At 66.5% G+C, this 13,579-nt stretch carries 11 protein-coding genes and 1 pseudogene; 6 read left to right on the top strand and 6 right to left on the bottom strand.

What is annotated here, in order from left to right:
- Positions 1-25: 25 nt before the first annotated feature.
- Positions 26-190 (bottom strand): annotated as a pseudogene (locus ACFWPH_RS19675) (hypothetical protein); the annotation flags it as partial.
- A 182-nt stretch (positions 191-372) separates the two neighbouring features.
- Positions 373-1,473, bottom strand: a complete 1,101-nt coding sequence (locus ACFWPH_RS19680) for an acyltransferase (RefSeq protein ID WP_378752946.1) — start codon at positions 1,471-1,473, stop codon at positions 373-375.
- A 528-nt stretch (positions 1,474-2,001) separates the two neighbouring features.
- On the opposite strand from ACFWPH_RS19680, the gene ACFWPH_RS19685 reads away from it, so the two are divergent.
- Positions 2,002-4,167: an acyltransferase family protein gene (locus ACFWPH_RS19685; RefSeq protein ID WP_378752948.1), complete on the top strand. Its 2,166-nt coding sequence runs from the start codon at positions 2,002-2,004 to the stop codon at positions 4,165-4,167.
- A 24-nt stretch (positions 4,168-4,191) separates the two neighbouring features.
- On the opposite strand, the gene ACFWPH_RS19690 is transcribed toward ACFWPH_RS19685, so the two are convergent.
- Positions 4,192-4,449 carry a hypothetical protein gene (locus tag ACFWPH_RS19690; protein ID WP_378752950.1) on the bottom strand — a complete coding sequence of 86 codons (258 nt, stop codon included), beginning with the start codon at positions 4,447-4,449 and terminating at the stop codon, positions 4,192-4,194.
- 206 nt (positions 4,450-4,655) lie between these two features.
- Between ACFWPH_RS19690 and ACFWPH_RS19695 the strand changes: the two genes are divergently transcribed.
- From ACFWPH_RS19695 to ACFWPH_RS19710, 4 genes are all read left to right on the top strand, one after another.
- Positions 4,656-5,093 carry a TIGR03667 family PPOX class F420-dependent oxidoreductase gene (locus ACFWPH_RS19695; protein ID WP_378752952.1) on the top strand — a complete coding sequence of 146 codons (438 nt, stop codon included), beginning with the start codon at positions 4,656-4,658 and terminating at the stop codon, positions 5,091-5,093.
- A 319-nt stretch (positions 5,094-5,412) separates the two neighbouring features.
- Positions 5,413-6,507 (top strand): cytochrome P450, encoded by a 1,095-nt coding sequence (locus ACFWPH_RS19700; protein ID WP_378752954.1) that lies wholly within the window; start codon positions 5,413-5,415, stop codon positions 6,505-6,507.
- A gap of 478 nt (positions 6,508-6,985) precedes the next feature.
- Positions 6,986-8,026, top strand: coding sequence for a radical SAM protein (locus tag ACFWPH_RS19705; protein ID WP_378752956.1), 1,041 nt, complete (start codon positions 6,986-6,988; stop codon positions 8,024-8,026).
- A 19-nt stretch (positions 8,027-8,045) separates the two neighbouring features.
- Entirely contained in the window at positions 8,046-9,272 is a 1,227-nt protein-coding gene (locus tag ACFWPH_RS19710) for a cytochrome P450 (RefSeq protein WP_378752958.1), read from the top strand.
- Here ACFWPH_RS19710 and ACFWPH_RS19715 read toward each other — a convergent pair whose 3' ends face one another.
- A complete protein-coding gene (locus tag ACFWPH_RS19715; RefSeq protein ID WP_378752960.1) occupies positions 9,273-9,986 on the bottom strand; it encodes a MerR family DNA-binding transcriptional regulator in 714 nt (237 codons plus the stop codon).
- A 79-nt stretch (positions 9,987-10,065) separates the two neighbouring features.
- On the opposite strand from ACFWPH_RS19715, the gene ACFWPH_RS19720 reads away from it, so the two are divergent.
- Positions 10,066-11,253 carry an erythromycin esterase family protein gene (locus tag ACFWPH_RS19720; RefSeq protein ID WP_378752962.1) on the top strand — a complete coding sequence of 396 codons (1,188 nt, stop codon included), beginning with the start codon at positions 10,066-10,068 and terminating at the stop codon, positions 11,251-11,253.
- Between the two features lie 468 nt (positions 11,254-11,721).
- Here the strand turns inward: ACFWPH_RS19720 and ACFWPH_RS19725 are convergent, their stop codons facing one another.
- Together ACFWPH_RS19725 and ACFWPH_RS19730 are read right to left on the bottom strand one after the other, a co-directional pair.
- A complete protein-coding gene (locus tag ACFWPH_RS19725; protein WP_378752964.1) occupies positions 11,722-12,462 on the bottom strand; it encodes a hypothetical protein in 741 nt (246 codons plus the stop codon).
- 424 nt (positions 12,463-12,886) lie between these two features.
- Positions 12,887-13,543: a hypothetical protein gene (locus tag ACFWPH_RS19730; RefSeq protein ID WP_378752966.1), complete on the bottom strand. Its 657-nt coding sequence runs from the start codon at positions 13,541-13,543 to the stop codon at positions 12,887-12,889.
- Positions 13,544-13,579: the final 36 nt, after the last annotated feature.

Raw genomic sequence — 13,579 nt, forward strand, 5'->3', positions numbered from 1 at the left:
CGGCTCCGGGTGCGCGCCGCGAAACCTATTCCGCGGTGGTCCCGGACGCCACCGCTTCGCCGGCCTCGACCGGGTTGGACGGATCCGCACTCCACTGGGACCACGACCCCGGGAACAGAAACGCCGCGCGGCCGGCGGCCGCCAATGCGGCCACGGTCACGGCCGCCGTGACCCCGGAACCGCAGTAAACGACCGGTGGCCGAGCACGTGCCGTCCGCCGCTACACGACGAGGCCGATACCGTCTTCCTTTGGCCGGCCCCGCTGACTGCCGTGCATTCGACCGCGCTGGAGTTGACGCCGTGTGTGGTGGTGTGGCCGCAGGAGGGTCACCCGCGTGCGCACATGAGAAGTGGCGAGTGTCCTGGTGGGTCCTAGCCTGCCTGGGGAACGGTTTTGCGGCGCCGCAGTGGCTGCCGCGGCCGGGCGACGAGCGCGTTGCTCAGTGGTGTGCGCAGGGCGACCTCGACCACCAAGAGGCTGGCGGCCAGCACTATGACTGTGAGGACCGCCGAGCGGAGGTGCGGGACGGGATCGAGCATCCGGTCCACCGGCAGTACCCGGTACACCACGTCGATCATCATCGGATGCACGGCGAAAACGCCGAACGCGCGCAGTGCGCCATAGCTGACGATGCGTGCGACCGGACCGTCGCCGCTGCCGCGGCGATCGTTCCAGGCCATACCCACGAGATACAGCAGGACCAGGGCTCCGACGAACAGCGGCAGGAACTGCGGGTTCCACGGCGAGGAGTGGCGCGTGGAGTCGATACCGGCATCCGCATCCCGCAGATGCCCCACCAGACCGTACGCACAACCGAGCACGGCCACGCCGACGACGACGGGCAGATTCGCGCGGATCCAGGCATCGACCCGCCCGAAATGCACCGCGAGCAAGGCGCCGATCACCGCGAACAGCGCGTACATCGGGAAGGCCTTCCACAGGTGCACCTGGGGACTCCAGCCGAGCACCGCGGTCGCGCCGGGCCAGTCGAAGAACATGAATATGCCCAGTTGCAGTGTGACGGCGGCGGCGAGCAATTCCAGATGATGACCCGCGGTGCGGTGGATCAACCATTGGAGCACCGGGAACAGTAGATAGATCTGCATGGAGATGAGCAGGAAATACAGGTGATACCGGCCGTCACCGGTGAGGATGCTGCCCACCGAATCCCGGGCCAGTTCCCCGGCGCCGGGCATCGGGGTGGAATCGTCCCACCAGACCAGGAACACCGTGTAGAGCACCGACCACACCAGATACGGCAGGACGACCTGACCGAAGCGTCGTCGCCAGAAGGCCCCGGGGGCGACCTTGCGACCGGAATAGCCCAGGAAGAGGACGAAAACGGTGATCGCGACGAACCCGTACCGAGTGGTGTGCCCCACAGTGGCCATCACTCCGCTGCCGCCGGCGACATCGGGAGTGGTGCCGTGCGTGTGTGTGGCGACCACCAGGGTGAACAGGGCGACCCGCATGAAATCGGCGGTGTGATTGTACGGGCGGGTTGTCGGTGGCGGTGCCTGTGTTGTGTGTGCGTCCGTCCTTGCGAGCGTGTCGACCACGAAAAACCCTTACCCATGCTTATGAAACGCGACCTGTCTACCGCATCGGTGTACCCACCGACAAACCCGGCCCGCCCTCCCGGAACGGCGGCCGTCGAGTTCCATGGTGCCCGTCGGGCCGCTCGCCCCGGAGGAGTCGCACACGACCGCGGGGTGCCGTGCCCGTCGGTGAGGGCACCCCGGTTGTGTTTCGCGGCGGAGAGAGAGTGCTCACGGGATCGCCGTCGGCACCTCCTGTGGAGGCACTGTAGGGCAGCGGCGGGGGTGCCGACGGCCGCCGCTGGGGGTGCGGGCCCATTATCGGTGTCCGATACAGTGGAGAACAGGTGAGACAGGGACGGCGCACGGCCGGTGGACGGCTGGGCCCGGCTGCGTCCGGGGCAGGGGGCTTGGCCGCCGGATGGGCCGATCGGCTCCGCACGGGTAAGGGAACGGTTGGTCATGGCTGCGTCGCATTCACCCGGACCCACGCCTCGGTCGGCCGGAACACCCGGGTGTCCCGGTGCGGTGGCCGGCGAGGCGACCGCGGTATCGGCCGCGCCCCGGCCCGGTACGAAACCGGCCGCGGGTACCGCCTATCGCGCGGATCTGGACGGTCTGCGTGGAGTGGCGATCGCGCTGGTGGTGGTGTTCCACATCTGGATGGGCCGGGTATCCGGCGGTGTCGACGTCTTCCTGGTGTTGTCCGGCTTCTTCTTCACCGGTTTGCTGCTGCGCCGGGCCGGCAATACCGGCTCGGTAGGGGTGTGGTCCACCGTGCGCCGGACCCTGCGGCGTCTGCTGCCGGCGCTGGTCGTGGTGCTCGTCGCGGTCCTCAGCGCTGCCGTGGTGTTGCGTCCCTATACGCAATGGGCGGATATCGCCGTCCAGACGCTGGCGTCGCTGTTCTACTACCAGAACTGGCAGCTCGCGTGGACGTGGTCGGACTATCTGGCCGCGGACCCGTCGGTGAGCCCGCTGCAGCATCTGTGGTCGATGTCGGTCCAGGGGCAGTACTACGCGGCTGCGCTGCTCGTCGTAGCGGTGGTGACCGCGGTGTGCCGGTACCTGGGATATCAGGGGCGGATGCGGGCAGTACTGGGGGTTGTCCTCACCGTGGCCGCGGCCGCGTCGTTCGTGTATGCGGCGCACGGTACGGCCACCTATCAGGGCTGGAACTACTACGACAGCTTCGCCCGGGCGTGGGAGTTGCTGGCCGGCGCGGGCCTGGTGCTCTTCGCGTCGAGCCGGTCACCGGCACGACCCTTACGGCAGGTACTGGCTTGGTCGGGACTGGCCGGGGTCGTCGGCTGCGGCTGGCTGATCGTCGACGGCGCAAACCGCTTTCCGGGCCCGGCCGCGCTGCTACCTGTCGGCGCCTGTCTGGCGCTCATCTTGTCCGGTACCGGTGTCGCCCCGGAGGACCGGCCGTGGCCGAACCGGATTCTGGCCACCCCGGTCGCACGCAAGCTCGGCGATATCGCCTACCCCCTGTACCTGTGGCACTGGCCGATCCTGATCTTCTACCTCGCCTACCGCGACCAGCCGCGGGCGGGTCTGGCCGGTGGGCTCGCGATCGTCGTGTTGTCGGTGATGCTCGCCTGGTGCACGCATCGCTGGGTCGAACAGCCGCTCCGGCTGCGCTCCGGGTCCGGGCCCGCGGGTGACGCGTCCTCGCGGTACCGGCGGGTGACGGGAGTGGCGGTGTCGGCGGTAGCGGTCGCGATGGTCGCGGTAACAGTCGCCTGGCAGGTGCTGGTCGTGGGCCGGGCGACCGTGCCCGGTGCGCTCGACCCCGTCCGCTATCCCGGTGCGGAGGCGCTCGCGTCCGGTGCGCCCGTTCCGGAAGCCCGGGTGCGTCCGAGCCCGTTGGAGGTCTCGGCCGATCTGCCGCCCTCGACGGTGGACGGCTGTATCGCCGATTGGGACACCCGCGATGTCGTGACCTGTACCTACGGCGACTCGGACGCGGAGCGCACCCTGGCCATGGCGGGGAGTTCGCATGTGGAGCACTGGTTGCCGGCTCTGCAGGTCCTCGCCGAACAGCATAATTTCCGAATCCGGACCTACCTCAAGATGGGCTGCGCACTGACACTCGCGGAAGACGCCACCTACAAAGGTGAGGCCATCCCGGACTGCCGCGACTGGTCCCGGGACGTCATCGACCGGCTGGGAACCGACCGGCCCGACTGGGTGTTCACCATCGGCACCCATCCGCGTCTGGAAAGCGGTGACGAAACCCCACCCGGTTATCTCGACGTCTGGGCGGCGCTGGCCGATCAGGGCCTGAATGTGATCACGATCCGCGATACTCCGTGGCTGCGCCGCGATGGCGGCGTCCCGTACCGGGCCGGTGACTGTCTCGCCTTCGGCGGGTCCGCGGCCGGTTGCGGGATGCGCCGTATCGATGCGCTGGACGAGATCAACCCCGGCCTCGAACCTGCGTCGTACTTTCCGAATGTCTTCCCCATAGACCTCAGTGACGCCGTGTGTACGGATGACCTGTGCCCGGTCGTCGTGGGAAATATTCTCGCCTACCACGACGAACACCATCTGAGCGCCAGCTTCTCCCGATCCCTGGCCGGCCCACTCGGGCGCGCGTTGCATCCCCTGCTGGGATGGTGGTGACGGCGCCCGGATGAACCGTGCGGATCAGCTGTTTTCGCAGCCGATTCCATTACCGTCGCGGTCCAGGTCGTATTCGTCGGGGCCGATCACTCGAACCTGCCCGGTGTACTCGGGCCCGTTACCACTGCCACCCGCGCAGTCGACGTCGCTGGTGACGGGGACGCAGGGTTCGTAGGAGGAGTGGCATTCCGCGGGCTGGGCTGCGGCGGGCTGGGCGGCGACGACGGTTCCGGCGGCGGCGAAGGCGAGTGCGGCCGAGCCCAGCAAGGCGAGTGTTCTCATGGCGTCTTCTTTCAGAGGGGTTGACGAACGGCAGAAGTTTCGCACGGAAGTGGGCTCCGAGAACCTATTTAGACGGAAAAGAGACCTATAAAATAAGCTGTTATCGAATACTTACGGTTTTGCCTCGGTCGTCGCTCTTGCGGGGAACCGGTGCGCGGGTGAGGGTGTTGTTCCGGCGAAATCCCCGATGATCTGGAGGTCGGCCCATGGAAACACCGCAGGTCAACGAACTATTCGACCCAGCGACGGAGTTCGGTGCACGGGTTGCCGCGCGCCTGGCGCGTGAGGAGATCATCTGGCTGACCACCGTCGGCCCGACCGGCACTCCGCAACCGAACCCGGTCTGGTTCCACTGGCAGGCGGGGTCCTTCCTCATCTTCAGTCAGCCCGACCGGCCCAAGCTCCGCAATATCGCCCGCGACCCCCGGGTGGCGCTGCATTTCAACAGCACCGGATCCGGCGGCGATATCGTTGTTTTCGGCGGTCCCGCCCGGCTCGAACTGACCACCGACCCGGATGAGGTTGCGGCCTATCTCGAGAAGTACCAGGACGGGCTGGCAGGCCTGTCGATGACGGCCGAGCAGTTCCGTGCGGAGTATTCGGTGCCGATCCGGGTGATCCCCGACCGACTCCGGGGTTTCTGAATACCCTGCCGCGGCGGCTCGTAGTGGCCGAACGCACTTCCCCGCCGGGTTGCGATCGATTCGCTACACCAATAATGTTCCGACGCAGGAGATGTCCCAACTGAGACAACTTCTGCTCTGTTGTTGTTGCTTTCATTGGAGTTCCAAGGCATTGGCCAAGTCCCTACCGTCGTCCGAAACCGGCACTGTCGGCTGCCCGTACTCCGCCCCCGCCCGAACCGGTACCCCGCCGCGCGTCGCTCTGTACACCGAGGAGTACGCCGCCGATCCGCATCATTGGTTCACTCAAATGCGTCGTAGGCACGAAACTCTCGCGCCGGTGGAGTTGGCGCCGGGTATTCCGGCCACTTTGGTGATCGGCTACCACACTGCCATCCGGATTTTCAATGACCCCGAACACTTTCCGGCCGACGCGCGCTCGTGGGAGAAGTCCGTCCCTGCCGATCACCCGCTCATGCCGATGATGGCGTGGCGGCCCAATGTGATGCGCAGTACCGGACGAGAGCATGCCCGGTACCGGCAGGCGATCACGGCCGCACTCGACGGGGTCGATCTGTTCTCCATGCACCAGAACGTCGAAGCGGTTGCCACCCCGCTGATCAACGACTTCTGTCTGGACGGCAAAGCCGAACTCATCGGTCAGTACGCCTTTCCGCTGACCTTCCAGGTGCTCAACGCCATGCTGGGTTGCCCGCCGGATATCGGGCAGTACATCGCTGCCGGTATGGCCGCCATGTTCGAAGGTGGTTCCGCCGCTACCGAAGCGGATGCCCAGATCAACGAAGGGCTCCTGGAGCTGGTCGCGCTCAAGCGCGCCGAACCCGGCCGGGACGTCACCTCCCGGCTGCTGGCGCACCCGGCGCAGCTGCAGGACTCGGAGATGGTGCACCAGCTGGCCGTGTTGTACGGGGCGGGTATCGAGCCGCTGACCAACCTGACGGTCAACACGTTGCTTCTCATGATCACCGACCCGCGGTTCACCGGCACATCGTCCTCCGGTGTGGCGCCGACGACCCGGGACGCGCTCAACGAGCTGTTGTACACCGATCCGCCGATGGCGAATTACTGTCTCAGCTATCCGCGGCAACCGATCATGCTCGACGGTGTATGGCTACCGGCCGATCAGCCGGTCCTCATCGGAATGTCGGCCTGCAACAACGATCCGGCGATCCATGCGGGCCAGTACACCGACAACAACGCGCATCTGGCGTGGGGTTCGGGCCCGCATACCTGCCCGGCCCGCTCGATTGGCTATATGGTTGCCCAGAATGCGATCGATCAGTTGCTTGACGCGCTTCCCGAGGTGCAGCTCGCCTGCCGGCCCGAGGAACTGCATTGGCGGCCAGGGCCTTTCCATCGGGCACTCTCATCGATGCCGGTGATGTTTCCGCCGTCGCCACCGCTGGGTCCGTGATGTTGCTGCGGTGTGGCCGGATGCGGCTCCGCCGTGGATGATTCACGCCGACGCGTGCGTACCGGGTCGCGACCCCACAACAGGGGCATGTAGGATTTACGCAACGGATGCCGACGCGTCGTAATTATTCCTGACATATGTCAGGAATGTTATAAAAATGTCAAGGATAACGCTGGGGTCTCGCGCTGTCAGCGGGGCTATCCTAGAATTCTTTGTGGCGCTAATGATTTCAGTTCAGTAAGACCGCTCCCAATCCGCTCTCTTACCAACCACCGTCGAATCCCGTTGATTCGGCTACGCATCGGCAGCACTGTCGTTTTCGGACATGTTCGGCTAGCCGGTGACATCTAGCAGCGCGCAGAACTTGCCGCATCGCCCCGAGGAGGATGTCGTGGCTCAGCCCGTTTTCCTGGACGTCAGGCCAAGTAAGGAACGCATATTAACCCGAGCATTCGAACTCGCGCAAGAGGATCCGGCATTGGCCGAACGTTTGATGCGTGTGAACGAAGTGGCCCGGGGAATCAGAACGGTGGAGGTCTGGGTTACCGACGCCTGTAACCTGCGGTGCAAGGGCTGCTGGTTCTTCGAACACGATATGGACAAGCAGAGCGTCGAAATCCGTGATCTGGGGACGATCCGCGCATTCGCCGAAGATCTCCGCGACAACAAGAAGATCACCAGCACACTGTTGATCGGCGGTGAACCGGCACTCGTCCTGGACCGAGTGCGCGTATTCGCGGAGACGATTCGCAATGTCACGGTGGTGACGAACGGGACGCGGCCGATACCGTACGACGGGCTGGAAGATCTCGCCATCGCAGTATCGCTGTGGGGTGGGGGACCGGTCGACGACGAGTTACGCGGCTACGGAGTCAACGGCCGGCGGATCAGCGGATTGTTCGATAAGGCGTTGCGCACCTATACCGACGATCCGCGAGCCACTTGGGTTTACACGCTCAGCGAGGCCGGGATGCCGTACCTCGAACGCACCGTCGAGGCCATCGCCGAAAACGGTAACCAGATCAACTTCGGTTACTACAGCGACAACGGCACAGATCCCACCGCCCGGCTGCACAACGAAGAACGGGCCATCGAGGAAATGACCCGGATGCGCGAAACCTACCCCGATACCGTTATCGGCGACCCGTATTACTTCCGCACGCTGGTCACGGGGCGTACACATTGGGGTACCTTCGGCGCCGAAACCTGCCCCAGTATCAGCAACGATCACCCCGCGCACGCCGAGCGCCTGACCGAGGGGCATCCGATCGTCGGCCGGTTCAACGCGTACCGGACCGACCAGAGCGTCCAGTACTGTGCCACCACCGGGGACTGTGACAACTGCCGGGACAGTCAGGCCGTATGGAGCTGGTTGCTCGTCAATATGCATCGTTTCCTGGGCGATCTCGACCACCTGAACACCTGGGTGAATCTGGCCGAAAACTTCTACCGCCAGTACTACTGGTCCAGCTATCATCCCGCCCGGCAGGTCACCGCCCAGCCGGCGGTCGGCGCATAGGGGCGGGTAGCGACCGATCATGGCAGCAATGTCTCTGGAAAAGGCACGGCTCTTCTCCGATGTCCTTCGTGGCGACCCGGGTGCGCGGATCCTCTGGGCCCGCCCCGGGTCCGATCGGCACCGGGAATACGAGAAGGTCCGTGCCCGGGGCGCGCTGGCCACCAGCCGCCGCGGCCTGCTGTTCACCGCCTCACACGGACTGTGTCAGCAGGTGCTCACCAGCGGCGATTTCGGGCCGGCGCCGATCGGTGCGTCGGCACGCCGGCGCCATGCCACCGGCGACGTCACGCTCGTCCATCCGGTCGACGATTCCTTTCTCAAGCTGGAACCACCCCGGCACACGGAATTGCGGTCCTTGGCCGCGCCGACGTTCCACCGGCGCGAACTCGCTGACCTCACGCCCCGGATCGAAAAGAGTGTCGAGCACTGCCTGAACGAGCTCCCGCGTGGCGGGGTCACCGACCTGGTCACGAACTATGCCGAAGCCGTTCCGATGGCGATGATCTCGCATATTCTCGGCTTACCGCAGACGGATGCCCCGCGCTTCGCCGCCTGGGGCAACGTTCTCGCCTCGTTGCTGGACGGGGCCAGAACAGCGCAGGAAAGGGAGCGTTCCCGAGCTCTCGTCACCGAGATGACAGCGTATTTCAAGGATCGTCTGGAGCAGGCCGAACCGGAGAGTGCCGGCCTCATCCCCGGTCTGGCACAGCAATGCCCGGCGCAGCTGACCCTGCGCGAGGCCATCGCCACCTGCAGCATGCTGCTGGTCGGCGGTTTCGGCACCACCACACATCTGCTGGGAAATGCCCTGCACATGCTGCTACGGGAGCCCGGCCTCCATCCGGCCGACGGTGATTACACAGCGGTGATCGAAGAATCGCTGCGTTACGACACTCCCGTCCAGTACGTCGTCCGAGTAGCGAAAACCGATACTCGGCTTGCCGATCGCGCCATCACCGCCGGAACGCCGATCGTGCTGCTCCTCGCCGCAGCGAATCGCGACCCGGAAATCTTCACCGACCCACACGTATTCGACCCCCGGCGCCGGGAACCGCACCGCCACCTCACCTTCGGTGCCGGAATCCACTTCTGTATCGGTGCCGCGCTGGCCCGTGCGGAAGCGGCCATCGCGGTCCGGCGCTTCTTCGAAAGGTTTCCGGACGCACGCATCGCAGGTAAGACCGAACCCCTGCAATCGCGCGCGCTCCACGGGTTGCGCGGGCTGCCCGTCGTCCTCGAGAGCTGATCACATCCGCTCGGTGTCGTGCAGATAGCGCCCGAGCAGACCGGCTGCCACCAGCATCGCGACCCCACGCGCGGTGAGTGCGCGCTGCCAGTCGTCGAGCGCGGCGGCGAGGGCAGCTGTGCCACCGGCCGTGCGGATCTGCTCCACCACGGTGGCGATATGGGCGAGGCCGTAGCCGCCGCGCCGCAACAGGTGGGCGAGTTCGGCGTCGCGGATATCGGGTGCGTGGAAGACCCGATATCCGGTCGCCGGATCGCGCACCGGGGTGAGGATGCCGGCGGTTTCCCATTTGCGCAGGGTCGCGGGGGTGAGGCGGAGGTGGTGGGCGAGTTCGCCGACAGTGCGGGTGGTGGCGGTGGCGTGGTCCGCGGTGGCGCCGGGCCCGGAGGTCAGATGGCCGATCGCCCTACGCACCGTGTCGAGGGTTTCGCGGTCGCGCAGCAGCTGGTGGTGGCCGCGGTCGATGAGCTCCAGGGCGGTGTCGAGGCCGCCCTCGTGTACTTCGGTCATGATCCGTCCGGCGAGGGCGTGGCCGTATGCGGTGACCAGGGCGAGGTAGGCGCGCAGCGCCGCGGCGTGCGCTTCGGTGTAGATGCGGTAACCGCCGGCGGTGCGTTCGGCGGCGGGAATGAACCCGTCGCGTTCGTAGTTCCGGACGGCCTGGGTGGAGAGTCCGTGCTCGCGGGCGAGGTCGGCCGGGCGCAGTGTGCTCACCGTTTGAGACTATATTCCACTGTCCCCAGGTAAATGATGGAGAAGTCTCAACCGATCTTTCAAAGATACGATCGAAGAGATGAACTTCGATACGGAAATCTTCGATATCGGCTCCGCCGGCCTGCTGGGATTCGGTGAACCGACCCACGTCGAACCCGCCTTCGGCTGGACCCGCAACGAGCTGTTCGCCGAGTTGGCGGGCCGCGGCTTCCGGTCGATAGCACTCGAAAGCGATCGCGTGGCCGCGCTCGTCGTCGACGCCTACGTGCGACAGGGCGCCGGCACCCTGGACGAGGCCATGGGGGCAGGGTTCTCGCACGGTTTCGGTGAACTGGAAGCCAACCGGCAGCTGGTTGCCTGGATGCGGGAATACAACGAGAACCGGGCTGCCGAAGACCGTGTGGCGTTCCACGGCTTCGACGGGTCGATGGAGACGATGAACGCACCGAGTCCACGCCGGTATCTCGAATACGCCCGCGACTATCTGGGTCTCGATCATGACGTGGCCGGTCTCGCAGGGGCGGACGAACGCTGGCACCGCACGGAGGCAGTCATGGACCCGGACGAATCTCCCGGTGCCACCCGCGAAGCCGGCGATCTCCGGGTGCTGGCCGACGATATGCTCACCGAGCTCTACGCACGGGCGCCGGAAATGGTGGCGAAAACCTCGCAGACCCAATGGCTCCGGGCCGAAACCCAGCTGACGGCCGGACTCGGGATGCTGCGGTACCACCGGCAGGCAGCGCAACGTATCGAACAGGAAGCCCGCTGGACAGGGATGTGCGCCACCCGGGACGCACTCATGGCCCGGAACCTCCTGGATATCCGACAGGTCGAGAGCAGGCGGGGTGCGACCTTGGTGTTCGCCCACAACCTGCACCTGCAGCGCAATACGAGCCGGATGCGCCTGGGCGATATGGACCTGGAATGGTCCGGCGCCGGCGCCATCGCCGGATCGCTACTGGGTTCCCGGTACGCCGTCGTCATCGGCAGTCTGGGGTGCGACGACACCATCGGTATGCCGGAACCCGAAGGCGGCACCTACGAGGGTTTCCTGCAGGGACGGGTTGCCACCCGAGGGTTCGTAGCGCCCTCCGAAGTCCCCGCCGCCACCACGCGAATCGACCACACACCGGCTCACGGCTATTTCCCGCTCGACCGGGAGACGATAGCTGAGGCGGATGCGATCCTGCATATCCACGACGGTGCCGGCTACCGAGGTGGATTGCCGAATCCGCACCCGTCGACTGCACCGCAACTCCGATAAGCCCCCTCGGCCGGTATCCGGTACTCGGACGCCCGCGGAGCCTGACTTCCTGCGCCCTCGTCGCCGCGCGGGGCCACTCGTGTGGTCGCGTGCGGGGACGCCCGTCGAGTACGACGGTCCGGAAGCGGTCGGATGTCGAGCGGAGCGGCAGCATTGCGGTGGTGAAATGTGAGGTCGGCATCGGCGCGCGATGCGAACGAATATCCTGGCGCAACCGGCCGGTGGCCACGCAATCCGGAGATCGGCACGATGCGCCGGCGGCCGCGCCGATCCCGGCACCACGTGATGTCGTGTCGACGCAACTCAATTCGGGTCGACCGATAATCGGCGACTGTGGAGTCTCTCGGTAGTGGCCCCGGTCCTGGGCTACAGGTCTGTGAACCGCTGCCGCGGAGTTCGCCCGGTACAGGTTCCGCGCAGCTGCGGATCCCGGTAACCGCTGACGCCGCCGCGGCCCGGCCGGTGTCTTCAGCGGGCGAAAGTTGCGGCGTGGGCGGCGGCGGTGAGCCGGATGAGATCGGCGGCATCGGTATCGTCGAGCACCGCGAACGCCGGGGCGATCAGCGTATCGGTGATCGATTCCGCCTGCTGCCAGCGGTCGCGGATATCGTCGGTGATCTCCTCGAAGGGTTCGGGCCAGCCGTACCAGCGGGCCTGCCCGGGGCCGTCGTTCAGCGGGGAGCCGGAGACCAGGACCGCCTGTAGCGGGGTGATGCCGGATGCGCGCACGGCCATCAGGTGCAGGCCGCCGCGGAGTTCGCGCAGGACGTGTGCGAGTTGCATGACTCGCGCGGCCGGGTCGGTGGGCAGGGGCATTGCCCGCCAGCCCGCGAACAGCGGAGTCCCGGCGGGATCGGCCGCCGCGGCAACGGTTTCCATGAGTGTTGCGAGGCGCGCGGCATCCTCGAACGCGCCGAGTTTGCGGCGGCCGAATTCCTGGCAGGCCTGTGCGTAGCGCTGCGCGGCTTTCTCGGCGGGCATCGAAACCGATTCCCACGCGGTACGGATCGAATGCCCCGGAAAGAACCCGAACGCCGCGGTGACGACATCGGCATCCACCTCGCCGAGGACGCCGCCTCGGCCACGGGTGTAGGGGCCGAAGAATTCGTCGATACCGGTTTCGGCGGCGTAGGTACGTGCCTCCCGGGAGAACATGAATCCGCCGCCGAGTTCCTGGATATGTTTGTTCACCGTCGCGCCGATCGACATTCCCGGCTCCTTCTCGTCTTGGCCTCTTTCGGTCACGGTAGCGCGTTCTTACGCTGTACGGAAGGGTGGTTCCGGCGCGGACCCTCCTGTATCGCAGTGGCCTTCGGTCCGGCGCTCGGAGAGGACCGGACGGTCGGCGGGCCCGGTGCCGGTGCCCGCGCCGTGCTCGCCGACCGCCCAGGAGTGCGTCCGGGAGCTCGGTGCGCGAGCTGCTTGCCTGGTCAGTCGGCAGGGTGCGCGGGTGACAGCCGGGTATTCACCGTCGGCACGGATGGTGTCACCGAGGTACGGGTGACGGGGCCGGTGTGGCGCGACCAGGTGTGGCGGCAAGTGTTCGAGAAGCGGCGGCCGCGCGCCGGCGCGACGGTCGGACACTCGCACCGGCGAACATAAGGGGCCACGGGCCGGGTTTCGGGGGTTCGAGTCAGACCAGGGCGCTTCTGTTCTGTGCGTAGGCGATGACGTCCTCGGTGTAGGCCGGTAGTTCGCGGCCGAGGAAGCACCCCCGGAGGTGTTCTACCGCGTCGTCGAGTTCCGGCCCCGGCCCGCGGCCGGCCAGCAGGACGACGATCGTCTCCCAGGTGCCGATATGTGGATCCGCGCGGGCCAGGAGTTCATCGAGGTAGCGGTCCGGTTCGACCAGTTGCAGTGCGCGGCGTGCGCAGGCGTGGATCCGGCGGGGGAGTTCGGCGCGGACCGTGTCGATATCCGATTGCAGGACATGCCCGTCGGGGGCGGATCGCAGGCTCCACGGCCCCATCGGGTCGCCGGAGGCGTTTGCGGTGGTGAGCAGATCGGGGCCCGTGGCCTGTTCCAGTGGTATCGCGGGCAGGCCCAGCCGGGTATTGCGCCAGTTGCCGAATTCCCACCACGCGGCCGGTGTGGCGGTGAGGTGCAGGTCGAATCGGAGCACCTGGTGCCCGTCGGTCCAGGTGCGGGACGCCCGGGTGCGCCCGACGGCGGCGACACCGCCCGGTTCGACCCGTACCCAGCGCGGATCGCTGCCGTGGAATCCGTACGGTTCCAGCAACTTCTGCGTTTCCCGCAGTAGACGGCGCAGCGCCGGATCGGGTCGGACCATCCCGGCAGAGTATCGAGTGGGTCCGACAGGTTCCCA

This window comes from Nocardia sp. NPDC058499, from assembly GCF_042719915.1.
GTDB lineage: Bacteria > Actinomycetota > Actinomycetes > Mycobacteriales > Mycobacteriaceae > Nocardia.

Bases quoted from the DNA above. Each gene is read 5' to 3' on its own strand.
- ACFWPH_RS19690 (WP_378752950.1), bottom strand. From the start codon at position 4,449: ATGAGAACACTCGCCTTGCTGGGCTCGGCCGCACTCGCCTTCGCCGCC.
- ACFWPH_RS19720 (WP_378752962.1), top strand. From the start codon at position 10,066: ATGAACTTCGATACGGAAATCTTCGATATCGGCTCCGCCGGCCTGCTG.
- ACFWPH_RS19695 (WP_378752952.1), top strand. From the start codon at position 4,656: ATGGAAACACCGCAGGTCAACGAACTATTCGACCCAGCGACGGAGTTC.
- ACFWPH_RS19725 (WP_378752964.1), bottom strand. From the start codon at position 12,462: ATGTCGATCGGCGCGACGGTGAACAAACATATCCAGGAACTCGGCGGC.
- ACFWPH_RS19730 (WP_378752966.1), bottom strand. From the start codon at position 13,543: ATGGTCCGACCCGATCCGGCGCTGCGCCGTCTACTGCGGGAAACGCAG.
- ACFWPH_RS19680 (WP_378752946.1), bottom strand. From the start codon at position 1,473: ATGCGGGTCGCCCTGTTCACCCTGGTGGTCGCCACACACACGCACGGC.
- ACFWPH_RS19710 (WP_378752958.1), top strand. From the start codon at position 8,046: ATGGCAGCAATGTCTCTGGAAAAGGCACGGCTCTTCTCCGATGTCCTT.
- ACFWPH_RS19685 (WP_378752948.1), top strand. From the start codon at position 2,002: ATGGCTGCGTCGCATTCACCCGGACCCACGCCTCGGTCGGCCGGAACA.